The sequence below is a fragment of the Micromonospora sp. NPDC049081 genome (genome assembly GCF_040648835.1).
Taxonomy (GTDB): domain Bacteria; phylum Actinomycetota; class Actinomycetes; order Mycobacteriales; family Micromonosporaceae; genus Micromonospora; species Micromonospora antibiotica.
On sequence record NZ_JBEZEK010000003.1, the window covers coordinates 115,063 to 140,926 of the forward strand.

Annotated in this window: 22 protein-coding genes; 8 read left to right on the top strand and 14 right to left on the bottom strand. The window is 73.9% G+C overall.

Features of this window, described 5'->3' with window-relative positions:
- Window positions 1-6 precede the first annotated feature (6 nt).
- From AB0B63_RS07620 to AB0B63_RS07630, 3 genes are all read right to left on the bottom strand, one after another.
- Entirely contained in the window at window positions 7-624 is a 618-nt protein-coding gene (locus tag AB0B63_RS07620; protein WP_357015534.1) for an HAD-IA family hydrolase, read from the bottom strand.
- Window positions 624-4,232, bottom strand: coding sequence for a chromosome segregation protein SMC (smc, locus tag AB0B63_RS07625; RefSeq protein ID WP_357015537.1), 3,609 nt, complete (start codon window positions 4,230-4,232; stop codon window positions 624-626). The genes AB0B63_RS07620 and smc overlap by 1 nt, the downstream gene beginning before the upstream one ends.
- 289 nt (window positions 4,233-4,521) lie before the next feature.
- Window positions 4,522-4,716, bottom strand: a complete 195-nt coding sequence (locus AB0B63_RS07630) for a hypothetical protein (RefSeq protein ID WP_208567207.1) — start codon at window positions 4,714-4,716, stop codon at window positions 4,522-4,524.
- A gap of 375 nt (window positions 4,717-5,091) precedes the next feature.
- Here AB0B63_RS07630 and AB0B63_RS07635 point away from each other — a divergent pair, with 375 nt between their 5' ends.
- Window positions 5,092-6,852: a CAP domain-containing protein gene (locus tag AB0B63_RS07635; RefSeq protein ID WP_357015541.1), complete on the top strand. Its 1,761-nt coding sequence runs from the start codon at window positions 5,092-5,094 to the stop codon at window positions 6,850-6,852.
- A 107-nt stretch (window positions 6,853-6,959) separates the two neighbouring features.
- Window positions 6,960-7,865, top strand: coding sequence for an endo alpha-1,4 polygalactosaminidase (locus tag AB0B63_RS07640; protein ID WP_357015544.1), 906 nt, complete (start codon window positions 6,960-6,962; stop codon window positions 7,863-7,865).
- Window positions 7,866-7,988: 123 nt separating this feature from the next.
- Here the strand turns inward: AB0B63_RS07640 and AB0B63_RS07645 are convergent, their stop codons facing one another.
- The 9 genes from AB0B63_RS07645 to rsmD form a co-directional block, all read right to left on the bottom strand.
- Window positions 7,989-10,208: an MMPL family transporter gene (locus tag AB0B63_RS07645; RefSeq protein ID WP_357015547.1), complete on the bottom strand. Its 2,220-nt coding sequence runs from the start codon at window positions 10,206-10,208 to the stop codon at window positions 7,989-7,991.
- 223 nt (window positions 10,209-10,431) lie between these two features.
- Entirely contained in the window at window positions 10,432-11,289 is an 858-nt protein-coding gene (mutM, locus tag AB0B63_RS07650) for a bifunctional DNA-formamidopyrimidine glycosylase/DNA-(apurinic or apyrimidinic site) lyase (RefSeq protein ID WP_219468259.1), read from the bottom strand.
- Window positions 11,282-12,079, bottom strand: a complete 798-nt coding sequence (gene rnc / locus AB0B63_RS07655) for a ribonuclease III (protein ID WP_357015551.1) — start codon at window positions 12,077-12,079, stop codon at window positions 11,282-11,284. The genes mutM and rnc overlap by 8 nt, the downstream gene beginning before the upstream one ends.
- A 108-nt stretch (window positions 12,080-12,187) precedes the next feature.
- A complete protein-coding gene (locus AB0B63_RS07660; protein WP_357015966.1) occupies window positions 12,188-13,210 on the bottom strand; it encodes a phosphate acyltransferase PlsX in 1,023 nt (340 codons plus the stop codon).
- Between the two features lie 114 nt (window positions 13,211-13,324).
- Window positions 13,325-13,498, bottom strand: coding sequence for a 50S ribosomal protein L32 (gene rpmF, locus AB0B63_RS07665; protein ID WP_088646032.1), 174 nt, complete (start codon window positions 13,496-13,498; stop codon window positions 13,325-13,327).
- 5 nt (window positions 13,499-13,503) lie between these two features.
- On the bottom strand, window positions 13,504-14,067 hold the full coding sequence (locus tag AB0B63_RS07670; RefSeq protein ID WP_208567211.1) for a YceD family protein: 564 nt from the start codon (window positions 14,065-14,067) through the stop codon (window positions 13,504-13,506).
- Between the two features lie 110 nt (window positions 14,068-14,177).
- Window positions 14,178-14,675, bottom strand: coding sequence for a hypothetical protein (locus AB0B63_RS07675; RefSeq protein WP_208567212.1), 498 nt, complete (start codon window positions 14,673-14,675; stop codon window positions 14,178-14,180).
- A gap of 174 nt (window positions 14,676-14,849) precedes the next feature.
- Window positions 14,850-15,335 (bottom strand): pantetheine-phosphate adenylyltransferase, encoded by a 486-nt coding sequence (gene coaD, locus AB0B63_RS07680; RefSeq protein WP_219468256.1) that lies wholly within the window; start codon window positions 15,333-15,335, stop codon window positions 14,850-14,852.
- Window positions 15,332-15,895, bottom strand: a complete 564-nt coding sequence (gene rsmD, locus AB0B63_RS07685; protein ID WP_208567214.1) for a 16S rRNA (guanine(966)-N(2))-methyltransferase RsmD — start codon at window positions 15,893-15,895, stop codon at window positions 15,332-15,334. Before rsmD ends, coaD begins: the two co-directional genes overlap by 4 nt.
- A 306-nt stretch (window positions 15,896-16,201) precedes the next feature.
- On the opposite strand from rsmD, the gene AB0B63_RS07690 reads away from it, so the two are divergent.
- The 4 genes from AB0B63_RS07690 (at window position 16,202) to AB0B63_RS07705 (ending at window position 19,985) form a co-directional block, all read left to right on the top strand.
- Window positions 16,202-17,467: a cell wall anchor protein gene (locus tag AB0B63_RS07690; RefSeq protein WP_357015558.1), complete on the top strand. Its 1,266-nt coding sequence runs from the start codon at window positions 16,202-16,204 to the stop codon at window positions 17,465-17,467.
- Between the two features lie 98 nt (window positions 17,468-17,565).
- On the top strand, window positions 17,566-18,426 hold the full coding sequence (locus tag AB0B63_RS07695; RefSeq protein WP_357015561.1) for an ABC transporter ATP-binding protein: 861 nt from the start codon (window positions 17,566-17,568) through the stop codon (window positions 18,424-18,426).
- Complete coding sequence (locus AB0B63_RS07700) at window positions 18,423-19,184, top strand: ABC transporter permease (RefSeq protein ID WP_208567217.1); 762 nt, start codon at window positions 18,423-18,425, stop codon at window positions 19,182-19,184. Before AB0B63_RS07695 ends, AB0B63_RS07700 begins: the two co-directional genes overlap by 4 nt.
- A 30-nt stretch (window positions 19,185-19,214) precedes the next feature.
- Window positions 19,215-19,985 carry a MerR family transcriptional regulator gene (locus AB0B63_RS07705; RefSeq protein WP_357015564.1) on the top strand — a complete coding sequence of 257 codons (771 nt, stop codon included), beginning with the start codon at window positions 19,215-19,217 and terminating at the stop codon, window positions 19,983-19,985.
- A 196-nt stretch (window positions 19,986-20,181) separates the two neighbouring features.
- On the opposite strand, the gene recG is transcribed toward AB0B63_RS07705, so the two are convergent.
- Window positions 20,182-22,386: an ATP-dependent DNA helicase RecG gene (gene recG / locus AB0B63_RS07710; protein ID WP_357015567.1), complete on the bottom strand. Its 2,205-nt coding sequence runs from the start codon at window positions 22,384-22,386 to the stop codon at window positions 20,182-20,184.
- A complete protein-coding gene (locus tag AB0B63_RS07715) occupies window positions 22,383-24,008 on the bottom strand; it encodes a DAK2 domain-containing protein (protein WP_219468241.1) in 1,626 nt (541 codons plus the stop codon). The genes recG and AB0B63_RS07715 overlap by 4 nt, the downstream gene beginning before the upstream one ends.
- Window positions 24,009-24,293: 285 nt before the next feature.
- Between AB0B63_RS07715 and rpmB the strand changes: the two genes are divergently transcribed.
- Both rpmB and AB0B63_RS07725 read left to right on the top strand, forming a co-directional pair.
- Window positions 24,294-24,485: a 50S ribosomal protein L28 gene (rpmB, locus tag AB0B63_RS07720; protein WP_007456456.1), complete on the top strand. Its 192-nt coding sequence runs from the start codon at window positions 24,294-24,296 to the stop codon at window positions 24,483-24,485.
- 110 nt (window positions 24,486-24,595) lie between these two features.
- Window positions 24,596-25,849, top strand: a complete 1,254-nt coding sequence (locus tag AB0B63_RS07725) for an ATP-grasp domain-containing protein (RefSeq protein ID WP_357015571.1) — start codon at window positions 24,596-24,598, stop codon at window positions 25,847-25,849.
- Window positions 25,850-25,864 lie beyond the last annotated feature (15 nt).

Sequence of the window (25,864 nt, forward strand, 5' to 3'; positions counted from 1 at the left end):
CCGGGGTCAGTGGGCCAGCGCCGCCCGCAGGTAGCGCAGCCCCTCCGGCCCACTCCACCGGTACGCCGACAGCCCGGCCGCCCGTGCCCCCCGGACCGCCCAGTCCTCGTCGTCGACGAAGAGCACCCGCGCGGGCGGGGTCTCCAGCGCCGCGCAGGCGGCCTGGAAGTACTCCTTCGCCGGCTTGTGCACCCCGACGACCGAGGAGTTGACCACCACGTCCAGCTCGCCGACCAGGCCCAACTCGGCGAGGTCGGTGTCGAGCAGGTCGGTGGCGTTGGTGCCGAGACCCACCCGGACCCCGGTGGCCCGCACCTCGCGGACGAACGCCAGCACGTCGGCGTCGAGCTCACCCCGGTAGCGCTGCCACTGCTGCACCGCCGCTCGCGCCCGGTCCGGGCCGACCGACTCGGTCAGCGCGTCAGCCACGCTGGACACCCAGTCGGCGTGGCTGACCTGACCGGTCAGCACCGGTTGTAGCCGCCCCCAGTGCATGGCGATCTCGCCGAGCACCCCGGCGGAGAGGCCGTACTCCCGCTCGATGCCGGCGGCCACCGCCGGGTCCCAGTGGCGCAGCACGCCGTCGAAGTCGAGCAGGAGCGCCGTCGGCCGTTCCCGTGCCACTACTGATTCTCCTCAGTTCGGTCGGACCGCTCGTCGTCGGTCCGGTTGAGCCGTTGGCTGATCACCTGGGTGACGCCGCTGCGCATGGTCACGCCGTAGAGCGCGTCGGCGATCTCCATGGTCCGCTTCTGGTGGGTGATGACGATCAGCTGGCTCTTCTCCCGCAACTGGGCCAGCAGCGTGATCAACCGACCCAGGTTCACGTCGTCGAGGGCCGCCTCCACCTCGTCCATGATGTAGAACGGGCTGGGCCGGGCCCGGAAGATCGCCACCAGCATCGCCACCGCCGTCAGCGACCGCTCACCACCGGAGAGCAGCGACAACCGTTTGATCTTCTTGCCGGGCGGCCGGGCCTCCACCTCCACGCCGGTGGTGAGCAGGTCGTCGGGTTCGGTGAGGATCAACCGGCCCTCGCCGCCGGGGAAGAGCACGGTGAAGACCTGCTCGAACTCGCGGGCGGTGTCGGCGAACGCGCTGGCGAAGACCTCCAGGATCCGCTCGTCGACGTCCTTGACCACGGTGAGCAGGTCACGCCGGGTGGCCTTGAGGTCCTCCAGCTGCTCGGAGAGGAACTTGAAGCGCTCCTCCAGGGCGGCGAACTCCTCCAGCGCGAGCGGGTTGACCTTGCCGAGCAGGGCCAGTTCCCGTTCCGCCTTGGCGGCCCGCTTCTCCTGCACCGGCCGCTCGTAGCGGACCGGCTCGGGCACCGGCAGGCCGTCGCGTTCGGCGGTCGCGACGTCCACCGGGGTCGGCGGGACGGGCTGCGCCGGGCCGTACTCGGCGAGCAGGGTCTCCAGGTCCAGGCCGAAATCCTCGGCGGCCTTGGCTTCCAACTGCTCGATGCGCAGCCGCTGCTCGGCGCGGGCCACCTCGTCGCGGTGCACCTGGCTGGTCAACCGCTCCAGCTCCGCGCCGAGCCGCTTCGCCGCCCCGCGTACCTCCTGGAGTTCGGCTTCCCGGGCGGCGCGTTCGCGGGCGACCGCGTCGCGGTGCTCCTCGGCGCGCGCGACGGAGGTGCCCAACCGGGTGAGTGCCTCGCGGGCCCCGCCGACCACGGCTCGGGCGATCGCCGCGCCCCGGGTCCGGGCCGCCCGCCGGGCCGCCGCCCGCTCCCGGGCCGCCCGCTCGGCGGTGGCCTGCCGGGCCAGCGAGTCGGCCCGGCCGGCGATCGAGGCGACGCGCTCCTCGGCGGTACGCACCGCGAGCCGGACCTCCATCTCGTTCTGCCGGGCCCGGGGCACCATCGCGGCGAGCTGGTCCCGGTCCTCGGTGGAGGGTTCCGCGTCGATCGGGGTGTCCTCGGCGAGCCGCAGCCGCTCCGCCAGCTCGGCGAGGGCGGTCAGGTCACGTTCCCGGGCCGCCTCGGCGCGGGACCGGCTCTCACCGAGCCGGTCGGTCTCCGCCCTGGCCGACCGGGCCGCCGCACCCAGCTCGGCCAGCCGGCGGGCGGCGGCGTTGCGGTGGCTCTCCGCCTCCCGTTTCGCGGCGGCGGCGTGCTGCACCGCCTCCTTCGCGGCGGCCACCTCGGCCCGGGCGTCGACGAGCTGGTCGCGCAGCTCCGCACCGGTCCGTTCGGCGGTGAGCCGGTTGGCGCGGGCCTCCTCCACCGCAGCCTGCACCTCGATGAAGCTGGCCGCCTTGGCCGACCCGCCGGCCGCCGCGTACGCCCCGACCACGTCACCGTCCGGGGTGACCGCGCGCAGCTCCGGGTTGTCGGCGACCAGCTCGGCAGCGGCGGCGAGGTCGTCGACCAGCGCCACGTCACGCAGCGCCCGGTGTACGGCGGGGCGCAGCTCGGGGGCGCACTCCACCAGGTCCGGCGCCCACCGGGCGGTCTCCGGAAGCCGGGGGCGCAGCGCGTCGGCGGAGCCGGTCATGCCGGGGCCGGCGGGGCTGCCGACCAGCAGGCCGGCCCGCCCGGCGTCGGAGATCTTCAGCAGCCGCATCGCCTCGACGGCCTCGTCCACCCCGGTGACCGCCACCGCGTCGGCGAGCCCACCGAGCGCGGCGGCGAGGGCGGCCTCGTGGCCGGCGGCGACGGTGAGCAACCCGGCCAGGCTGCCCAGCAGGCCGGGCACCTCGTCGGCGCGGGCCAGCAGCGCCCCGGCACCGTCCTTGCGGCGCAGGCCCAGGGCGAGCGCCTCCTCGCGGGCCTTCCACGTCGCGGCGTCCTTCTCGGCGGCCCGCTCGGTGTCGGCCAACGCCCGGACGGTGGCCTGGGCCCGTTCGTGGGCGGCCACCGCCTCGGCATGCCGGTCGTCGAGTTCGGCGTTGTCCCGGTCGGCCTCGGTGGACTGTTCGGCGACCGCGTCCAGCTCGGCCTGGGCCTGGTCGGCGCGGGCCAGGGCGTCGGCGTGCGCGGCGGCGAGCCGGTCGATCTCCTCGCCGGCGCTGGTGGTCCGCGCCCGCGCCGAGTTCACCTGCCCGGTCAGCCGGGCCAGGCCCTCCCGCCGGTCGGCGATCGCCTTGGCGGCGGCGACGAGTTCCCGTTCGGCGGCGGCGAGCTGGCGTTCCAGCTCCTGCCGGTGCTCGACGGCCTCGGCGAGCCGGATCTGGTCGTCGGTGAGCGCCGCGCGCAGCTCCTCCTCCTGCTCGCGGACCCGCTGCGACTCGGCCTCCAACTGGTCGGGGTCCCGGCCGGGTCGCTCGTCGTCGCCGGTGGCGCTGAGGTGGCGCAGCCGTTCCCGGGCCACCTGCTCCACCGAGCGGAACCGTTCGGCGAGGGCGGAGAGCTTGTACCAGGTGTCCTGGGCGGCGGCGAGCAGCGGCGCGTCCTCGGCGAGCGCCGCCTCCAGCTCACCGAGACGGCCCTGCACCTCGGTGTGCTCGTCCTCGATCTGTTCGCGCCGCTGGCGCAGCGCCGTCTCGTCGGCGATCTCCTTGTCCAGGGTGACCCGCAGGGTGTGCAGGTCGTCGGCGAGCAGCCGGAGCCGGGCGTCGCGCAGGTTGGCCTGGATGGCGGCGGCCCGGCGGGCCACCTCGGCCTGCCGGCCCAGTGGCTTGAGCTGGCGGCGCAGCTCGGCGGTGAGGTCGGTCAGCCGGTTGAGGTTGACCTGCATCGCGTCGAGCTTCCGCAGCGCTTTCTCCTTGCGCTTGCGGTGCTTGAGCACGCCGGCCGCCTCCTCGATGAACGAGCGGCGGTCCTCCGGTTTGGCGTGCAACATGCCGTCGAGCCGGCCCTGACCGACGATGATGTGCATCTCCCGGCCGATGCCGGAGTCGCTGAGCAGCTCCTGGATGTCGAGCAGCCGGCACGAGTCGCCGTTGATCTCGTACTCGCTCTCGCCGGAGCGGAACATCCGGCGGGTGATGGAGACCTCGGTGTACTCGATCGGCAGCGCGCCGTCGGTGTTGTCGATGGTGAGGGTGACCTCGGCCCGGCCCAGCGGCGCCCGCCCGGCGGTGCCGGCGAAGATGACGTCCTCCATCTTGCCGCCGCGCAGCGCCTTGGCGCCCTGCTCGCCCAGCACCCAGGCGATCGCGTCGACGACGTTGGACTTGCCGGAGCCGTTCGGGCCGACCACGCAGGTGATCCCGGGCTCCAGCTTCAACGTCGTGGCGGAGGCGAAGGACTTGAACCCCTTCACCGTCAGACTCTTGAGATGCACCTGTCCGATCCTCGTCCGGTGGCCACCGCAGGCGTCGCGGGCTGCGCGGACCTGGTGAACCCGCAGACTAACCCGTCGGTACGCGGTGGCCGGCACGCGACCCGCCCCGGCCCCCGGTGCCGCACCCCGTACGGTCCGGAAAATGATCGGGTGTGCTACGCCACATCGAGTGACAAGATCACGAATTGACGCCCGGAAGAATTGCCGGCGACAGCACTGCGCGCCGGCACAAAAAGTGTCGGCGCGCTATTTCGCGGTGGTGCTGTTCAGTTTTCTGCGGTGCCGAAGATCAGGTGAGCGCCGGCTCGGCCAGCCGGAGGAGGTCGTCCACCTCCGCCGCAGCCGCCGCGAGCCGATCATTGTCGGCACGCAGGCGCGTGATCTCGAACTCCAGGGTCTGCACCCTGGAACGCAGTCGGGTGACCTCGTCGAGCAGACGCCGGTCGGGCGCTGCACCTACGTGGCCGTACAGGGCCTTCGCCATGCTAACTCCTTGATATGCGCTGCCGGAAAAGCCGGCCAACGCGCGCCCATTTCGTGTTCGCGACTACTACCGGGCCACTGAGTTCCGGGCGTGGCTGGGCGCGACTGGCGACACCTACATATTGAGCGATAATCCGCCGTTCGTCAAGTTCTCGCAGGCCGTAGATCATCTACACGCCTACCCTGACGACTGTGCCCGGGGGCCGTAAGGCTCGGACACTCTCTGTCCGGACTTCTTGACTCTACGCCTTCCCCGGCGGCTACGGTGACCCTGGATGTCTGCCCGGCCTTAACTCTTCCTTAGCCGCGTTGCCGCTGTTCCCGTTGCCGCCGTAGCGTCACCCCGGCCCGCAACCGACCCGTGGAGGCGACAGGCGTGTACGGCTCGACCGATCCGAACGACCCGGACGCCGCATACCGACGGCCGCAGCCGTCGGCGGACGACCCGGCCTGGCTGACCGACCGTCCCGAGCCCCGCTCGGCGTACCTCTTCGGTGACGACCCGACGCCGGACGGCCCGGATCGGACCGGCCCCGACCCGGCCGGCACCTCCGCCGGGCGCTTCGCGGGTGGACCCGACCGCTGGGCCGCCGGACCGCCCCCCGCCGGTGACCACCGGGCCGACGCGGCACCCGGCCAGCACCCGGCGGAACCGACCGGAACGTGGCGGAACGAGCCGGCGGACCGGTGGCGCGACGAGCCGACCGGCCGGTGGACCGCAGCGGCCGCCGGGCAGTGGCCGGCCGCCGACCGGACCGACCGTCGGCAGGACGGACCGACCGGGACGTGGCAGGACGGACCGACCGGGACGTGGCAGGACGACCGGACCGACCGCTGGCAGGCTGACCAGACCGGTCCCACGCAGGGCGGGCCCGCCGGTTCGTGGCAGGACACGCCGACCGGGCCGCGGCACGGCGAACCCGACGGGCAGTGGCAGGGCGAAACCGACGGGCAGTGGCACGGCGAACCGGCCGGTGGCTGGCAGGGCGGGCACGCCGACCGGTGGCCGGACACGCAGGGCGGGCAGACCGGCCAGTGGCACGGCGAGCAGGCCGGGCCGTGGGGTGGCGAGCCGGCCGGGCCGTGGCACGGCGATGCCGCCAACCGCTGGCAGGACACGCCTGGCGAGCCGGCCGACCGCTGGCAGGACGAGCAGACCGGGCGGTGGCAGGGCGAACCGGCCGGCCCGTGGGGCGGGGACACGCACCCGGCCACCGGACAGGACGGGCCCTGGGTGGGCGAACCGGACGGGCGGCAGGCGTACCTGAGCGGAGCCGGTTCCGGGCCCGCCGACCGGGACGCCACCGCGCTCGCCCCGGCGGTCGTGCCGGCCGGCGGACCGACGACACCCACCGGCAACGGCCGGCCGACACCCACCGGCCCCGGCCGGCCGCGTCGCCGGCCGAAGCGTCCACTGCTCATCGGCGGGGCCGCCGCCGCGGCGACCCTGGTGGTGAGCCTGGGCATCGGCGCGCTGCTGCTGCCCGACGACGACGAGCGCACCGACCCGGCCGCCCTCGACGAACCGGTGGCCACCGCGCCGGTCATCCCGGACACCGCACCGAGCACCACCGCCCCGACCTCCCCCAGCCCGTCACCGAGCCCGTCGGCGGCGTCGCCGAGCCCGTCGCCGAGCCGGAGCGTCACGCCGACGCCCGCCCCGAGCCGGACCCAGCCGGCGTCCCGGCAGACCACCCGGGGCGGCAACATCCCCACCGCGGCGACCACCACCCGGGCCGCGGTCAGCGGCGGCGGGGGCAGCCAGGTCCAGCAGGTCGTCGACCTGGTCAACGCCGAACGGGCCAAGGCCGGCTGCGCCGCCGTCACGGTGGACGCCAAGCTGACCCTCGCCGCCCAGCAGCACAGCCAGGACCAGGCCGACCACAAGAACATGACGCACACCGGCAGCGACGGCAGCGACGCCGGCCAGCGGCTGGACCGGGCCGGTTACACCTGGCGCACCTACGGCGAGAACGTCGCCTGGAACCAGCAGACCCCGGCTGCGGTGATGGACGCCTGGATGAACAGCTCCGGCCACCGGGCCAACATCCTCAACTGCGCGTTCACCGAGATCGGCGTGGGTGTGGCCAGTAGCAACGGGCCGTACTGGACGCAGGACTTCGCCGCCCCGCGCTGACCGGGGACGGCCAGCCCCCGGCGACGACGTGACCGCGTCGTCGCCGGGGGCTTCTCGTTTGACCGGGTGAGGCGTGCGACGTACCGCACGGGACCCGGGAGCCGCCGATGCGCATCCGGCCGTCAGCGTCCGCGACGCGCGGCGGGTCGCCGCTGCCCACCCGGCCACCGCGGCGCCACCCGGCCCGCCGGGTGCTGTCGGCCACGCTGGCACTCACCCTGCTGACCCCGGTGTACGCCTGCCGTCCCGACCTCGGCCCGCCCGGCGCACCGACCCCGTGGCCGCCCGGCACGGCCCGGCAGTGGCGGTGGCAGTGGCAGCTCACCGGCCCGGTCGACACCACCGTCGACGCCGACGTCTTCCTCCTCGACCCGGTCCGGGTGAGCACCGCCGAGACCGGGGCGTTGCGTCGGCGCGACCGGCGGCTGATCTGTCACGTGCCGGTCGGGACGTACGCCGGGACGGATCCGGACGCCGCGCGCTACCCGGCGGCGGTCGGCGGCGGTGCGGCGGGGCGGCCCGGGAGCCGGTGGGTCGACATCCGGCGGTGGGACCTGCTGCGTCCCGTCCTGGCCGACCGGTTCCGGCTCTGCCGGGGCAAGGGTTTCGGCGCGGTGGCCCTCGTCGACGCCGACGGGTACGCCCACCGGTCGGGTTTCCCGCTCGACTTCGACGACCAGTTGGCGTTCAACCGGCGGTCCGCCGCGCTGGCCCGGACCCTGGGTCTCTCCCCCGGCCTGGTCGGCGACGTCGCGCAGGTGGCCGCGCTGGCCCCGGACTTCGACTTCGCGGTCGACGAGGAGTGCGTCCGGCTGCGCCGCTGCGCCAAGCTGCTCCCGTTCGCCGACGCGGACAAGCCGGTCTTCCAGGTCGAGTACGCCGGGGATCCGGCGGGTTTCTGCGTGACGACCGTCGGCTACGGCTTCGCCTCGATCCGCAAGAACCGCACCCTGGACGCCTGGCGCGTGCCCTGTCCCACCGTCCCCGGGCCGGTCCCCGGCACACCGGGGTGACCCGGACCGCGAGCTGCGGTCCGGGTCATCCGCGCCGCCGGCCACGGCGCTGCACCACCCGCAAGGGCGGTCACCGGCGGCGAGTGGGCGGGGCGGCGGCCCCGGGGCTGGTGGAACGGCCGGTCAGTGTGCCCCGACCAGCTCCGGCGTCGGGTCGGCCGGTGGGGTGGCGGCGGGCCGGCTGCGCCCGCGCAGGAAGCGGGGCGCCCACCAGTTGGCCTCGCCGAGCAGCGTCATCACCGACGGCAGCACCACCGCCCGGATGATCGTGGCGTCCAGCAGGATCGCCGCGGCCAGCCCGATGCCGAGCTGCTTCATGTCGATCGTGCTGAGCGAGGCGAAGATCGCGAACACCCCGACCATCACGATCGCCGCGCTGGTCACCACCCCCGCCGAGGAGGTGATGCCGTAGGCGACCGCGTCGGCGTTGGACCGGCCGGCGCGTACCGCCTCCCGGATCCGGCTGACCACGAAGACGTGGTAGTCCATGGAGAGCCCGAAGAGCACCACGAACAGGAACAGCGGCAGCCAGGAGACGATCGCCCCCATCGAGGTGAAACCGAGCAGGTCCTGCGCCCACTCGCCCTGGAAGACCAGCACCAGCAGGCCGTAGGCGGCCCCGGCGGAGAGCAGGTTGAGCAGGATCGAGGTGAGGGCGACCACCACCGACCGGAACGTCCAGGTCATCACGAGGAAGGTCAGCGCCAGCACGAACGCCATCACCAGCGGCAGCTTCTCCCGGATGTGCCGGGCGTAGTCCTCGCTGGCGGCCACCCCGCCACCGACGGCGTACTCGACGCCGGGGATGCCACGCAGTGCGGCGGGCAGCAGGTCGTCGCGGAGTTCGTGCAGGGAGCGCACCGACCGGTCGTCCCGGCTGGCGTACGGGGTGGCCACCTCCAGCACCGACACCCGGCGGTCCGCCGACACCTCGATCTTCGGGCCGTCCGCCTCCACGGGGGCGAACAGCGGGTCGGCGGCGGCGGTGCGGGCCAGCCCGGTCAGCGCGGCGCGCACCTGGTCGGCCTGTTCGGCGGGGGCCCGGACGGCGACCGTGTGGCTGGTGCCGGTGCTCGGGAAGGCGGCGGTCAGCCGGTCGTACGCCTGCATCGCCGGGGTGGTCCGGGGCAGGTCCTCCATGCCGGGGAACTTCAGCTTCATGCCGAGCGCCGGGGCGGCCAGGGCGAGCAGCAGCCCCACCGAGACGATCAGGGTGGCCCGGGGCGCGCGCAGCGCGGGCCGCAGCACCGCCGGCCAGAACCGGGGCCGGGCCGGCTGCCCGTGCCGTCCGGTGCGGGGCGCGGTGAGCCGCCACAGCAGCGGCACCCGGGGGCGGTCCACCCAGCGGCCCAGCTTGGCCAGCAGTGCCGGCAGCACGGTCAGCGAGCCGGTCACCGCGACGGCGACCACGAGGATCGAGCCGACGGCGAGGGACGAGAAGACCACGTCGTCGGCGAGCATCAGGCCGGCCATCGAGATGATCACCGCGAAGCCGGAGACGACCACGGCGTGCCCGGAGGTCTCGGCGGCGATCTCCACCGCGTCCAGCCCGGACCGGCCCTTGGCCCGTTCCTCCCGTTCCCGTCGGACGTAGAACAGCGAGTAGTCCACCCCGACGGCCATCCCGATCAGCAGGATCACGCTGGAGGTGGTGTCGGTGGCGGGCACCAGGTGGGAGGCGAGGGTGGACAGCCCCATCGCGGCGGCCACCGAGGAGAGCGCCAGCAGCACCGGCACCCCGGCGGCGATCAGCGCGCCGAACGCGACGATCAGGATGGCCAGGGTGACCGGCAGGCTGAGCAGCTCGGCCCGCTTGAAGTCCCGGCCCAGGGTGTCGTCCAGGGCCTGGTTGATCGACGGGCCGCCGACCTGCTCGATCCGCAGCTGCGGGTGGGCGGCCTGGGCGGCGGCGGTGGCGTCGCGCAGCGGCTGCACCCGGTCGGCGGCGGTCTCCGGATCACCGGCCATGGTGATCGGCACCAGCAGCGCGGCACCGTCGCGCGACGGCACCGGCTCGCCCACCGACGCCACTCCGGTGATCTGCCGCAGCCGGTCGGCCGCGTCGGTCGCGGCGGCCTGCGCGGCGGCCCGGTCCAGGGTGCCGGTACGCGGGGTGATCAGGATGTTCTCCACCGCCGGATCGGTGAACTTCCCCTCGGTGACGATCACGTCGGCGTGACCGGACTCGCCGATCGCCTGGTCCGCCTGGGTGGCCTCGTTCAGGCCGGCGGCGCTGCCACCAACGAAACACACCGCCACGAAGACCACCCAGAGCGCGATCGCGCGCCACGGGTGCTCGGCGCTCCACCGCGCCAACCGCACCGTCACCGGTCTGCCGCCCATCTCCGTCGGGCCCCCTTCCCGCCGGCGCCCTGCCGACCGTGCTGACGCTAGGGACGGCGACGGCGGGGCACATCGGGGAACGGCCCCGGCCCACCCCGGACGCCGCGGAGGCGGCCGGGTCCGGTCGCCCGGGACGACCGACCGGGTGGATCAGCGTAAATCCGGCAGAGGCCCGGAGTGCCGTCGGCGCGGCACACCGGTGCAACCCCGAACCGGGTCGGGGTCACCCCCTGAGGGCACCCCGGGGGCGGGGCTGACAGCGCGGGCAGCTGTACGACGACCGGTTCATGAACGCCTCCCGGCGGATCGGCGCCCCGCAACGCCGGCAGGGTTCCCCTTCCCGGCCGTAGGCGTTGAGCGACCTGTCGAAGTAGCCGCTCTCCCCGTTGACGTTGACGTACAGGTCGTCGAAGCTCGTGCCGCCCTGCTTGATCGCCTCGGCCAGGACGTCCCGTACGTGCCCGAGCAGCCGACCCGCGGCGGGGGCGGTCACCGCGTCGGTGGGGCGGGCCCCGTGCAGCCGGGCCCGCCACAGCGCCTCGTCGGCGTAGATGTTGCCCACCCCGGAGATCAGTGTCTGGTCCAGCAGGGCCCGTTTGACCTCCGTACGCCGTCGGCGCAGGGCGGTGACGAACCCGGTGTCGGAGAATTCCGGGTCCATCGGGTCGCGGGCGATGTGCGCGATCTCGGCGGGCAGAACGGCGCCGCCCTCGCTGACCGCGAGCCCACCGAACGTCCGCTGGTCGACGAAGCGCAGCTGCGGGCCGTCGTCGGTGAACCGGAACCGGACCCGCAGGTGCAGCTCGTCGGCCGCCTCGGCCGGCTGGAGCAGCAACTGCCCCGACATGCCCAGGTGGCCGACGAGCGCGTCACCGCTGTCCAGTGGCAGCCAGAGGTACTTGCCGCGCCGCCGCACGTCGGTCACCGTCCGGCCGGCGAGCACGTCGGCGAAGTGCGCCGGGCCGGGGACGTGTCGCCGCACGGCACGGGGGTGGCGCACCTCCACCGTCGAGATCCGTCGACCGGTGACCCACTGGGCCAGCCCCTGCCGCACCGTCTCGACCTCGGGCAGTTCAGGCACGACCCAGACCCGCCTCGGCGGTCTCGTCGGCCGCCGGCTCCTGCGCGTCGGCTGGCGCGGCGTCCGCGCGGTCCCGCTCGGCCTGCGCGGTCAGCTCCCGCCAGGCCGCGTCGGCGGCCCGCTGTTCGGCCTCCTTCTTACTGCGCCCCTCGGATCCGCCGTAGCGGTTGCCGGCCACCACCACCCAGGCCGTGAAGGTCTTCAGGTGGTCGGGTCCGGTGCCCTCGATCCGGTACTCGGGCACGCCCAGCCCCAGCGCGGCGGTCAGCTCCTGGAGGCTGGTCTTCCAGTCCAGGGCGGCGCCCCGGCCCGCCGACTCGGCCATCAGCGGATCGAACAGCCGGTGGATGACCTCCGCTGCGGTGTCCAGCCCGTACTGGAGATAGATCGCGCCGAGCAGCGCCTCCAGGGTGTCGGCGAGGATGCTCGCCTTGTCCCGGCCGCCGGTGCTCTCCTCCCCCTTGCCGAGCAGCAGGTAGGCGCCGAGCCCGTCGGGGCCGAGCCCCCGGGCGACGTCGGCCAGGGCACGCATGTTGACCACGCTGGCCCGCAGCTTCGCCAGTTGCCCCTCGGGCAGGTCCGGGTGGTTGCGGAACAACGCCGTGGTGATCACCACGCCGAGCACCGAGTCACCGAGGAACTCCAGCCGCTCGTTGGTCGGCAGCCCACCGTTCTCGTAGGCGTACGACCGGTGGGTCAACGCCCGCTCCAGCAGCTCGGGGTCGAGGGTCACCCCGAACGCCGTCTCCAGGTGGGCGACGGGCGCGCGCCGCCGCTTGTCGTTGGTCATGCTCCTACCTCTGCTCCGTTCCCGCCGGCGGGGTACGCGGACTCATGGCCCGTACGCCGGTGACCTGTTCGTTCAGGACTGCGAGGCTGGCCGGCGCACACCTGGTGCTCATGGCCGTCTCCTCGGCTCGCGGCGATCCGCACCGGGACGATCGGACCCGGCCGATGCCTGCGGGTCCTCCTGGTCGGTGCCGCCGCCGGTCGGCAGGCCGGCGATCTGTTCCCGGACCCGGTCGGTGGCCCGGCGACGCCACAGGTGGGCGGCCAGGGCGATGCCGGAGGCGACGTCGTCGGGGGTCGCCGCGCCGTGGCAGACCACCACGGTGCCGGCCACCCCGAGCAGGGCCGCCGCCCGCGGGGCGTCACCGCCGGCGGGTGGGCCCCCGGTCATCGTGTACGCCCCCTCGATGGCCTTGAGCAGGACGTTACCGGTGAAACCGTCGGTTACCACCACGTCGGCGCGCAGGCCGAGCGTCACGTCGTAGCCCTCGACCAGCCCGACGTAGCGGGCGGCGCAGGGCAGTGGGGCGGCGGCGAGGAGGGGGTCGGCGGTGCGGCGGGGGCGGTCCCCCTTGCCGGTCTCGGTGCCCACCGAGAGCAGGCCGACCCGGGGTGCGACGATGGCGTGCGCGACGGCGGCGTAGGCCGCGCCGAGCACGGCGTGCCGGGCCAGGGTGGCCGGGCGGGGCTCCAGCGAGCCGCCGACGTCGAGCAGGATCACCGGGCCGGAGACGGCCGGCAGGCTCGCCACCAGCGCGGGCCGGCGCACGTCGGCCCAGCGGCCGAAGCCGAGGGCGGCGGCGGAGACGGTGGCGCCGGTGGACCCGGCGGAGACCAGGGCGTCGGCGGCACCGTCGCGGACGGCGGAGACGGCCGCGCGGACGGTGCTGTCGGCCCGTGGGGCGTGGTCGGCCGGCCCGGCGGCGGTACGGGTCGCGCGGATGGTGATCCGGGTCCGTTGCTCCGGGGTCAGGGCGTCGACCACCCCGGCCGCGACCTCGGTCGGGCCGACGAGCAGCAGGTGCAGGTCCGGGTCGGCACGCACCGCCCGCAGAGCGCCGTCAACCACGACGGCGGGAGCATCGTCCCCGCCGAGGAGGTCAACGGCGATCCGCGCGGTGCCCGGCTCCATCGCCACGCCGGCCGGAGCGGGCCGGTCGACGTCGGAGGGAGCCGGGGCACCGGGCGATCGCCGGGGTGCGCGCGCCACCCGACCTGTGGTCGGGGGTGTCACTCGGCGTCCAGGTCAGACCTCGAGAACCTGGCGGCCGTTGTACGTGCCGCAGACGGAGCACGCCGCGTGCGGCAGCTTGGGGGACTTGCACTGCGGGCAGGCCACGGTCGCGACCACAGCCGCCTTCCAGTTCGCCCGGCGGGACCGGGTGTTGCTGCGCGACATCTTGCGCTTCGGGACGGCCACGGTTCCTACTCCTCTGTACGGTTCAGTTGCGACAGGCTCGCCCAACGCGGGTCGATCTGCTGGTGGCTGTGATCGGCCGGCAGATCGTCCCAGTGCACCCCGCACTCGGGGCACAGTCCTGGGCAGTCCTCCCGGCAGAGCGGGTTGGTCGGCAGCGTGAGCACCACCGCGTCCCGCAGCGCCGGCTCCAGGTCGATCAGATCGTCCTGCATCCGGCCCACCTCGTCCTCGTCGGTCGTGATGTCCGTGGTGCTGTTCTCGTACGCGTACAGCTCCTGGACGTTCACGGTCAACGAGTAGTCGATCGCGCGCAGGCAACGACCGCACTCGCCCTGGACGGGACCGGTGATGGTCCCGGAGACGAGCACGCCCTCGGACACCGACTCCAACCTCAGGTCGAGGTCGAGGTCCGCACCCTCCGGCACGCTGATCAACTCTCCGCCGAGGTCCGCCGGTGCCGGCACGACCCGCCGATGCGTACGCAACGCACCAGGGCGACGCGGCAGGTCCCTCGTGTCGAGGACCAGCGGCGCCCTGGGGTTGAGTGATGAAGGCGAGTGTTTGGGCATAGTCAGACTCCGGCCGGTGAGAGGCCGACAAAAAAGGTTACCTGGGCGACCGCCGGATCGTCGAACCGGGGGCGACGCCCGACCCGTCCGTCGGTGCGATGAGGTGCCGCTCAGAAGGGTAGCGGGCGCTCCGCCTCGTCCCCACCGAAGGTGCCGATCTCCCGTAGCGCGTGCATCTTGTCCCGCCCACGCTCGATCGACGCCAGCGCCCGGGTGAGGAACTGCTCGAAGTTCGCCAGCGCGGTGTCGACGTAGTCGTCGACCTCCTCCCGCAGCCGCTGCGCCTCGGCGCGGGCCTCGGCGATGATCCGGGCCCCCTCGTGCTCGGCGGAGACCGTGATCTCGTTCACCGAGACCAGGCGGGCGTGTTCCGCCTCACCCTCGCTGATGATCCGGTCGGCCTCCCGCTTACCGGCATCCATGATCTTGTCGCGCTCCTCCAGGAGGGCGGCGGCGCGACGCAGGTCGGCGGGGAGGTCGGCGCGCATCTCGTCGAGAGCCGCGATCATCTCGCCCCGGTCGACCATGCAGTTGTTGCGCGACATCGGGACGGAGCGCGCCTGCTCCAGCACGCCGATCAGTTCGTCGATGCGATCGAGCGGGTCCACCGGTACCTCACCCCTGTCGTTCGTCTGCCGACCTACATGATGCGGCCTGCGCCCGACTTCGGCGCTGCACCACATGATGTCGTGCCCGGGCCACCACCGCCCTCACCACCCCGCCACGACGCGCCGCCCGCCTCCGATCCGCCGCCCCGGCGTCGGGGGGCCGGCGGCGGGCGGTCAGGGGCGCGGGGTGGTGAGCCGGGCCGCGAGCGCCTGCCGGACGGTGTCGGGGACGTGGGACGAGATGTCGCCGCCCCACTTGGCCACGTCCTTGACCAGGCTGGAGGAGAGGAACGAGTAGAGCGGGTTGGTCGGCATGAACAGGGTCTCCACGCCGGCCAGGCCGATGTTCATCTGGGCCATCTGCAACTCGTAGTCGAAGTCGCTGACCGCCCGCAGGCCCTTGATCAGCACACTCGCCTCCTGCGCCCGGCAGAAGTCGACGAGCAGCCCACGGAAGGACGCCACCCGCACGTTGCCGTACGAGGAGGTCACCTCGCGGAGCATGTCGATCCGCTCCTCGACGGTGAACAGGCCACTCTTGGACTGGTTCACCAGCACACCGACGATCACCTCGTCGAAGAGCCGGCTGGCCCGTCCGATGATGTCGAGGTGTCCGTTGGTGACCGGGTCGAACGAGCCGGGACACACCGCACGTCTCATGATCGGCGACCGTACCAAAGAGTGGTCTCGCCGTAACGCCGGCTGCGTTCGGCGGTGATGCCCCGCACCCAGTCGACCGGGCCGGTACGGGTGGACCGCTCGACCACCACCAGCGCGTCGGGGGCGAGCCAGTCGTGCTCCACCAGCGCGGTCAGCAGGGCGGCGATCTCGGTGTCCGGCACCGCGTAGGGGGGGTCGGCGAAGACCACGTCGTACGACACGTCGCCGGGGCCGGCCGCGAGCACGCCGGCCACCTTGCCGGTGACCAGCCGGGCGGCCGGGGCGGCCCGGAGCGCGGCGACGTTCTCCCGGATCACCCGGGCGGCCCGGGGATCGGACTCGACCAGCAGCACGTGCTCGGCCCCCCGGGACAGCGCCTCCAGCCCGACCGCGCCGGAGCCGGCGTACAGGTCGGCGAAGCGCGCGCCGACCAGGTCCACCTCGGCGGCGACGGCGCTGAACAGGGCCTCGCGCACCCGGTCGGAGGTGGGGCGGGTGCCGGCGCCGGGGGGTGCGGCGATCCGCCGACCGCCGAGCGTGCCGGCCACGATCCGGGTCACCGTCTTTCCCTGCGCATGCCTGTGACGCTACGCGACCACCGACGCGGGCCGGCGGCGCGGTGCACCCCGTCGGAGTGACCGGAACATCACCCTCAGTAGATCAATGATCTCAAATACATAACAACACTCCCGGTGCCCGTCGTGCACTATGTCCGTATCGACGGGCCCACTAGGGTCGGCCCGGTGCCGGTGCCGCTCCGCCGGCCAGGGCGTCGCACGGCGTCGTCACGGCGCTCCCGACACGCGCCGTGACCAGGCAACGCCACCCCCGCCGCGCCCTGACGCACCCTCACCCCGGGAGTACGCGTGATCCGTCCCCAGCTGTCGCTACGGCGACCGCTCGCCGTGACCGCCGCCGCCCTGGCCGGCCTGGCCACGGTCCTCGCCTGCACCGCCCCGGCGGGCGCCAGCTCACCCTCGCCGTCCCCCACGCCCACCACGACGGCGAGCGCGACCGCCACCACCCCGGCGGGCGGGCAGTCCACGTCGTCCTGTGTCGCCGCCGCCGACGCGCGTTACACGCACACCTTCGACGGTCCGGCGGGCCGCGCCTCGATCACCCTGACCAACGGCCCACTCTGCCGGGGCGAGGAGCAGGACCTGGCCCTGGTGTCGTACGTGACGCCGTCGGCGACGTTCGCCGTGCCGCAGTACGTGCTCGACAAGTCGATCAAGAAGTTCACCGGGGTCGCCCCGGGCGAGCTGGGGGTGGCCACCCTCGACTTCGCCGTCGAGGTGCCGAACTGCCACACCCAGGTCGACTTCGTCTTCGGCAGCAAGCTGATCGACCCGCTGACCGACACCAGTGACCGGTACGGCGACCGCAAGGTCGGCAGCCCGTCCGGCATCGGCGCCCGCTCCACCGGCCCGCGTGCCTGGTTCAACGGCGGTTCGGGCACCTGCTCGGCGGCCCCCGAGGTGATCGCCGAGTCCGACTGCGACGGCAACGTCGAACTGACCCTGGTCAACCGCAGCGGCAACGCCGCGGCGACGTTCACCATCACCGGCAGCGGTGGCTTCACCGAGAAGGTGACCGTCCCCCTGCGCAAGATCGAGACCCGCAAGCTCAGCGCCGGGGAGGCGCAGGACATCACCGTGGCCGCCGCCGGCATGAAGGACTTCACCGGTGGGTGGCAGAAGCCCGAGGACTGCCAGCAGCCCGAGGCCGGCACGCCCGACGCCAGCTATGAGTCCAGCTGCGACAAGATGGTCTTCCGGATCAGCAACCCGGAGGACGGCACCCCGCTGACCTCGGTCTTCACCCCCAACAAGGGCGAGCCGAAGAAGCTCACCGTCGAGCCGGGACGGACCGGGACGGTCAGCTTCCCCGCCACCAAGGGGCTCACCGTCACCGTCACCGGTGACCTCGACTCCGGCGGCCCGGTGAAGTGGGAGCAGCCGGAGGACTGCCCGTCCACCGGTGGTGGCGGTGGCGGCGGCGACCAGGACGGCGGCCTCCCGGTGACCGGTGCGGCGGCCGGCGCCATCGCCGCCGGCGCGGCCACCCTGCTGGTGGCCGGCGCGGTGCTCTTCCTCGTCGCCCGACGCCGACGGATCCACTTCACCGTCTGACCGCAGCACGCCCCCGGGGCGCGTCGACCGACCGGTCGACGCGCCCCGCGCGTTTCGGGCTTGACCCTGCCGCAGCGTCAACCCCGGATGCTGACGCCATGTCAGCCGATCAATCGACAATGTCGCCGGCCCACGGGCCCGCCATCCAGGTCCGGGGCCTGACGAAGTCCTACCGGGAACTGCGCGTGCTGCGCGGGGTGGACCTCGACGTGGCACCGGGCAGCATCCTCGCCCTGCTCGGCGCCAACGGGGCAGGGAAGACCACCCTGGTACGCATCCTGGCCACCCTGCTCAAACCCGACGGCGGGACGGCCCACGTGCACGGTCTCGACGTCACCACCCGGGCGGCGAGGGTACGGGAGTCCGTCAGCCTCACCGGCCAGTTCGCCGCCGTCGACGAGATCCTCACCGGCCGGGAGAACCTGGTGCTGGTCGCCCGGCTACGCCACCTGCGCGACCCCGGTCGGGTCGCCGACGACCTGCTCGGCCGCTTCGCGCTCACCGAGGCGGGAGGCCGGCGGGTGGGCACGTACTCCGGTGGGATGCGCCGTCGCCTCGACATCGCGATGAGCCTCATCGGCGACCCGCCGGTGGTCTTCCTCGACGAACCGACCACCGGGCTCGACCCGCAGGGCCGGCTGGAGGTGTGGCAGGCCGTCCGGGAACTCGCCCGGCAGGGCACGACGGTGCTGCTCACCACGCAGTACCTCGACGAGGCAGAGCAGCTCGCCGACCGGATCGCCGTCCTGCACCACGGGCGCATCATCGCCGACGGCACGCTCGCCGAACTCCGCCGGCTGCTCCCACCCGCCACCGTGGAGTACGTCGAGAAGCAGCCCACCCTGGAGGACGTGTTCCTGGCCATCGTCGGCGACGGCGACGACGGGACCCGCACCCGCACCGATGAGACCGTGGACGCCGTCGCCCCGACGGCACGAGCAGTTGAGGAACCCCGATGACCAGACACTTCCTCGGTGACACCGCCGCCCTGCTGGGGCGGTCACTGCGACACATCAGCCGCAGCCCGGACACCATCATCACCACCGCGATCATGCCGATCGCGTTCCTGCTGCTCTTCGTCTACGTGTTCGGCGGCGCGATCGAGACCGGGTCCGACCGGTACGTCAACTACCTGCTGCCCGGCATCCTGCTCATCACGGTCGTCTCCGGCATCTCCTACACCGCCTACCGGCTCTTCCTGGACCTCAAGGGCGGCATCTTCGAACGGTTCCAGTCCATGCCGATCGCCCGCTCGGCCGTGCTCTGGGCGCACGTGCTGACCTCGCTGGTCGCCAACCTGATCTCGCTAGTGGTGGTGGTGCTGGTGGCGCTGGCCATGGGCTTCCGTTCGGGGGCCGGCGTGCTGGGCTGGCTGGCGGTCGCCGGCATCATGCTGCTGTTCACCCTGGCGCTGACCTGGCTCGCGGTCATCCCGGGCCTCACCGCCACCTCCGTCGACGGCGCGAGCGCGTTCTCCTACCCGCTCATCCTGCTGCCGTTCGTCAGCTCGGCCTTCGTGCCCACCGACACCATGCCCGGCCCGGTACGCGCGTTCGCCGAGCACCAGCCGGTGACGTCCATCGTGAACACGATCCGCGCCCTGTTCGCCGGCCAGCCGGTGGGCGGCGACATCTGGACCGCGCTCGCCTGGTGCGCCGGCCTCCTCGTCCTCGCGTACGCCGGCGCGATGGCCGTCCACCACCGCAAGGTCGGTTGACGGTGCTCCCACGTCGGGCAGGCTGAGGCCATGTTGACGATCGGACGGTTGGCGTCCTACGCCGGGGTGACCATCCGCGCCGTACGGCACTACCACCAGATCGGGTTGCTGCCGGAGCCGGAACGCGACGCCTCCGGCTACCGGACGTACGACGCGGCTGCGGTGGTGCGGCTGGTGAGGATCCGGACCCTCGCCGAGGCCGGCGTCCCGCTGGCCCGGGTCCGCGAACTGCTCGACGCCGACGCGGAGACGTTCACCGCCGCGACCGCCGAGATCGACCGCCAGCTGCGGGCCCAGATCCGGGCGCTGCAGGAGCACCGGCGGCGGATCGCCCGGCTCAGCGGCGGTGACACCCTCGCCGTCCCCGCGGAGGTGGTCGACTACCTGGACCGGCTCCGCGCCGCCGGGGTGCCACCGGTCGCCGTCGAGGCCGAACGCGACGGGTGGATCCTGATGGCGGCGCGGTGGCCGGACGCCATCAGGGGGTTGATGGCCGACAAGGTGGCCCAGCTGGACAACCCCCAGGTCATCCAGCTCTACCGGCTGATCGGCCGGGTCGCCGAGAACTGGCAGGACGAGGAGTTACTGCGCGAGACGGCCGACCTGATGGCCGACCTGTTCGCGCAGGCGGAGGCCGCCGGGGAGCTGGAGATGCAGGAGGAGGTCACCCCGGACCCCGCGTTCGTCCGGTTGATGGACTCGTTCGCCGACGCCGCCCATCCCGTCGTCAGGCGACTGCGCAGACTCGTCGCCGACCGGGGCTGGACCGGCTGGACCGTCGTCGAGAAACGCCGCCCCTGAGCCGCCGGGCGGTAGCCCTCCGTCCGAGGGGGGACGCCGCCGGGCGGTAGCCCCTTGTCCAAGGGACGCCGCCGGGCGGTAGCCCCTTGTCCAAGGGATGCCGCCGGGCGGTAGCCCACCCGTCCCGGGGACGCCGGCCGGCGGGTCGACCGGTGCCCCGACGGCCGACCGCCGTCCCCGACGCCCGGGGCGGCGGTCAGCCCTTCTCCAGGTATTCCGCGCGTTCCTCGTCGACCAGGGCGGCAACCGAGGCGGCCAGCGCCGGGTGCCGCGCCAACTGCGGGTCCTGCTCGACCAGGGTGAGCGCCTCGGCGCGGGCGTCCCGGATCAGGTCGGCGTCGCGCAGCAGGGACAGCAGCCGCAGGTGCGAGCGACGACCGGACTGGGTCGCCCCCAGCACGTCACCCTCCCGGCGCTGCTCCAGATCCAGCTCGGCCAGCTTGAACCCGTCGGTGGTGGAGGCGACCGCGTCCAACCGTTCCCGCGCCGACGAACCCTCGGCCGCCTCGCTGACCAGCAGGCAGAGCCCGGGGGCCGCGCCCCGGCCGACCCGGCCCCGCAGCTGGTGCAGCTGGGAGACACCGAACCGGTCGGCGTCCAGCACGATCATCACGGTGGCGTTGGGCACGTTCACGCCGACCTCCACCACCGTGGTCGCGACCAGCACGTCCAGGTCGCCGTCGGCGAAGGACCGCATCACCGCGTCCTTCTCGTCGGCGGGCAGCCGCCCGTGCAGGACGCCGATCCGCAGCCCGTGCAGCGGCCCCTCGGCGAGCAGCGGCGCCACCTCGGTCACCGCCAGCGGTGGACGTCGTCCGTTGTCGTCCTCGCGGGGTGGTTCCTCCTCGGCCGCCGGCCCCTCGCCGATGCGCGGGCACACCACGTACGCCTGGTGGCCGGCGGTGACCTCCTCGCGGACCCGCCGCCAGGCCCGGTCCAGGAAGGCTGGTTTCTCCGCCACCGGCACCACGTGCGAGGCGATCGGGGAGCGTCCCTGCGGCAACTGGGACAGGGTGGAGGTCTCCAGGTCGCCGTAGACGGTCATCGCCACCGTGCGGGGGATCGGGGTGGCGGTCATCACCAGCACGTGCGGTGGCTGGTCAGCCTTGGCGCGCAGGGCGTCGCGCTGCTCCACGCCGAAACGGTGCTGCTCATCGACCACCACCAGGCCCAGGTCGGCGAAGTCGACCCCCTCGTAGAGCAGGGCGTGGGTGCCGAGCACGATGCCGGCCCGCCCCTGCGCCACCTCGGCCAGGGCCCGCCGTCGGGCTGCCGCGCCCAGCGAGCCGGTGACCAGCTCCACCCGGGTCGCGTCCTCGGCCGCACCCAGCTCACCGGCCTGGGCCAGCGGGCCGAGCAGGTCGAACATGCCCCGGTGGTGCTGGGCGGCGAGCACCTCGGTCGGGGCGAGCAGTGCCGCCTGACCTCCCGCGTCGACCACCTGGAGCATCGCCCGCAACGCCACCACCGTCTTGCCGGAACCGACCTCGCCCTGCAACAGCCGGTGCATCGGGTGCGGGGTGGCCAGGTCGGCGGCGATCTCGACGCCGACGTCGCGCTGCCCGGGGGTCAGCTCGTAGGGCAGCCGGGCGTCGAAGGCGTCGAGCAGGCCACCCGCCTTCGCGGGGCGCGGGGTGGCCGGCGAGGACGCCGACCGCAGCTTGCGTTGCACCAGGGTCAGCTGCACGGCGAACGCCTCGTCCCACTTGAGCCGGCGACGGGCCCGGTACAGCTCCTCCTTGCTGGACGGCCGGTGGATCTCGCGCAGCGCGGTGTCGATGCCGACCAGCTTCCGGCCGACCCGCATCGGCGTGGGCAGCGGGTCGTCCGGCGGGGTGACGGTGTCCAGCACCACCCGGACGCAGCGGGCGATCACCCAGGTCGGCACGGCGGCGGCGGCCGGGTAGACCGGGATCAGCGCCCCGGCGAACTCCTCGACCTCCTCGGAGGCCGCCACCTCACCCTCGCCCCCCTCACCGAGCAGGACGTACTCCGGGCCGTTGAGCTGCCGCTTGCCCCGGAACTCGGTGACCTTGCCGGCGAACAGCCCCCACCGGCCGGGGCGCAGCTCCCGCTCCCGCCACGCCTGGTTGCCGAAGAAGGTGAGCGTCAGCGTCCCGCCGGAGTTGTCGCCGACGGTCACCTCCAGCAGGTTGCCCCGCCGCTGCCGCATCGGGCGGACCGCCGTGCGCTGCACCTGGGCCAGGACGGTGACCTGCTCACCGACGTCCAACGACCGGATGTCGGTGTGCTCGCCACGCTCGTCGTACCGGCGCGGGAAGTGGTAGATCAGGTCACCGGCGGTGTGCAGGTCGAGGTGACCGGCGAGCGCCTTGGCGGTCTTCTCCCCCACCAGCTTGGTGAGCGCGGTGTCCACCGTGGCCGGCTCGGACGTCGTCATTCGACCCCCACCAGGAGCGGATAGTGCGGTTGCCCACCCGAATACGCCTGCACCTCGACGAAGGGCCAGCGCCGGGTCACGTGCGCCCGGACCGCCTCGGCGAGGCCGGCGGGGGCGTCCGCGCCGGTGAGCAGGGTGACCAGTTCACCGCCGCCACCGAGCATCCGGTCGACCACGGCGGCGCAGGTGTCGACCAGGTCGCTGCCGATCAGGTGGACCTCCCCCTCGACCAGGGCCAGCACGTCACCGGGGCGGCACGGGCCGGCCACGGTCAGCGCCTCCCGGCTGGCGTGGCACACCTCGGCGTACCGGCAGGCACCGGCGGCCTCGGCCATCGCGATGACGTCGTCGGCGAACCGGCGCTGCGGGTCGCGGACGGCGAGAGCGGCGAGCGCCTGCACCGGCGAGCGGGTCGGCACCACGCTCACCTCCACCCCGAGCCGGTGCGCCTCCCGGGCGGCGGCGTTCGCCACCGCCTGGGTGTTCGGGTCGTTGGGGAGCACCACCACCCGGGCGGCGGCGGTGGCCCGGATCGCGTCCAGCAGCTCGCCGGTGGACGGGTTACCCGGCACCACCGTCGCGCCCTCCCCGCCGAACAGCTCGGCGATGCCGACGCCGGGCGCGACCACCACGGCCGCCCGGCCGTCGGCGGCGGGGCCGGGTCGCCGGGCCGGCGCGGCCTGGTCGGCGAACCGGGTCACCGATATCCGGTACGGCCGGCCGGCGGCCACCCCTGCCTCGACGGCCGCCCCGACGTCGTTGACGTGGACGTGGACGTTCCAGGTGCCGGACTCCGCCGGCGTGCCGGCGTCACCCACCACCACCAGCGAGTCGCCCAGCGTGGCCAGCTCGGCGCGCATCCGGGTCACCGCCTCGTGCGGCGCGTCGAGCAGGAACTGCACCTCGTAGGCGTAGTCGGAGGAGCCGGTCTCCCGGACGGCGGTCAGCGGCCCACGGGCCGGCCGGGTCACCGGCGCGGGCCCGGCCGCAGGCTCCCCCGTGACCACCTCGACCAGGGCGTCGAGCAGCAGGCAGAGTCCCCGGCCACCGGCGTCGACCACCCCGGCACGGGCCAGCGCGGGCAACTGGTCGGGGGTGCGGGCCAGCGCGCGGGCCGCCTCCCCGGCGGCGGCCCGGACCACCGTGCGCAGGTCGTCGCTGTCGGCCTGCTCGGCGGCGGTCGCGGCGGCGGCGACCACGCTGAGCACCGTGCCCTCGACCGGCTGGGCCACCGCGGCGTAGGCGGCGGTGGTGGCGTCACGCAGCGCACCGGCCAACGCCCGGCCGGCGACGGTGGGCACACCGCCGAGTGCCTCGGCGAGCCCGCGCAGGAGCTGCGAGAGGATCACCCCGGAGTTGCCCCGGGCACCGAGCAACGCACCCCTGGCCATCAGCCGCAGCGCGTGCCCGTGCGCGGTGTCGCCGTCCTCCGGCAGGGTGCCGAGGCCCACCGAGAGCGCCTGCTGGGCCGAGGTGAGGGTGAGCACGAGGTTGGTGCCGGTGTCCCCGTCGGGCACGGGATAGACGTTGAGGTCGTCGATCTCACCCTGGTGCCGGCGCAGCGCGGCGAGACCGCTCGCGCACCAGCGGCGTACCGCGGCGGCGTCGAGGGTGTCCAGCACGGCCAGAAGCCTACTGGCGGCGGCCGACACCCGCCGGGGTCGGCCGGCGTGTCCCCGCGCGGGCCGGCGGCGACGCCTTCCGACGGTGGCCGGCCCGGTCCGCGCACCGTCCGGGACGGTGACCGGCTGGCCGCCACTGCCGTCCTGGACGGTGACCGGCTGCCCGCCGCAGCGGGCCGGGACGGGCCGGTTGGGCAGGGCGGGGGTGCATCGGGTAACCTGGCCAGGTTGTCCGGGCAGCGCCTGCCGGCGACCTCATGAACGTATCAATCTCAGGAGTATCCCGTGGCTAGCGTGTGCGACGTCTGTGGCAAGGGGCCGGGCTTCGGCCACAACGTGTCCCACTCGCACCGGCGGACCAACCGCCGCTGGAACCCGAACATCCAGTCGGTGCGTACCCCGGCCGGTGGCGGCAACACCAAGAAGCTCCAGGTCTGCACCTCGTGCATCAAGGCCGGCAAGGTCACCCGCGCCTGATCAGGTAACACCACCACCGCTCCAGCTCCGACAGTACCGGCGGGCCGTCCCGGCCCGCCGGTACTGTCGTGTCCCCGCACCCGGTGGCCGACCCGTACGGAGGACGACCGTTGGACCTTGACCTGGGCCCTGACGAGATGATCGTGGTGGGCGCCTCGATCGGCATCATGCGCTGGTTCAGCGAGGAGCTGCCGCCGGGCAGCGTGGTACTCGTCGAGGAGCCGGAGATCATCGCCCGGCGGGACGTCACCACGACGGTGACCCGCCTGCCGGTGGTCTCCCGGGTGGTGTCCGCCCGCTACCAGACCGGGCTGGACGTCGAGGAGTTGCTGGCCCGCGAGCCGGGGCTGACCACCGCCCGGCTGGTGATGCCCGGCCTGGAGTACGCGGTCGGTGCCGCCGCCCGGCTCGCCGACCGGCTGGGCCTGCCCGGGGCCGGCCCGCAGGCCGCCGACGTCTTCTCCGACAAGCACCGGATGCGCCTGCTCGCCGACCGGGCCGGGCTGGCCAATCCGGCGTACGAGCTGGTCGACTCCCCGCAGCGGGCGGCGACGTTCGCGGCCCGGTTCGGTGGCCGCTGCGTGTTGAAGCCGACCCGCCGCTCCGGCAGCCTCGGCGTGCAACTGATCGCCCCCGGTGACGACGTGTCGGCGGCCTGGTCGGCGACCGCCGCCCCGGAGGAACCGGTGGAGGCGGCCAGCGACCTGCCCACCGAGGTGCTGGTCGAGCAGACCCTGGTCGGCCCGGAATACAGCGTCGAGCTGCTGGTCGCCGACGGCGAGGTGTGCTTCGGCAACGTCACCGACAAGCGGGTGCTGCCGGGTCGTCGCCCGGTGGAGACCGGGCACACGGTCCCCTCGGCGCTGCCGGCGGCCCGCCGGGCGGAACTGGTCGAGGCAGCCACCCGGCTGGCGACGGCGGCCGGTTTCCGCACCGGTGTGCTGCACAGCGAGTGGATCGTCGCCGACGGGGTGCCGACGTTGGTGGAGTGCGCCGCCCGGCTGCCCGGCGACATGATCTCCGCGTTGGTCTCGGTGGCGTACGAGTGCGGTTTCATCGACGCCTACCTGCGGACGCTGCGCGGCGAGCGGCCCCGGCTCCCGGCCCGGCCGTCCGGGGCGGCGGCGGTGGAGTTCCTGCTGCCACCGCCGGGGACGCTCACCGCGATCGACGGGCTGCGCGACGCCCGGCGGGTGCCCGGTGTGCTGGCCGTGCAGCTCGACGTGGCGGTCGGCGACCGGGTCGGTGACGTCACCTCGTCGGTGCGGCGCGGCGGGCACGTGCTGGCCTGGGGCGCCGACCCGGCGGAGGCGACCGCCACGGCCCGCGCCGGTGCCGACCGGTTCCGCTTCACCGTCGCCTGACACCGCCGCACCGGC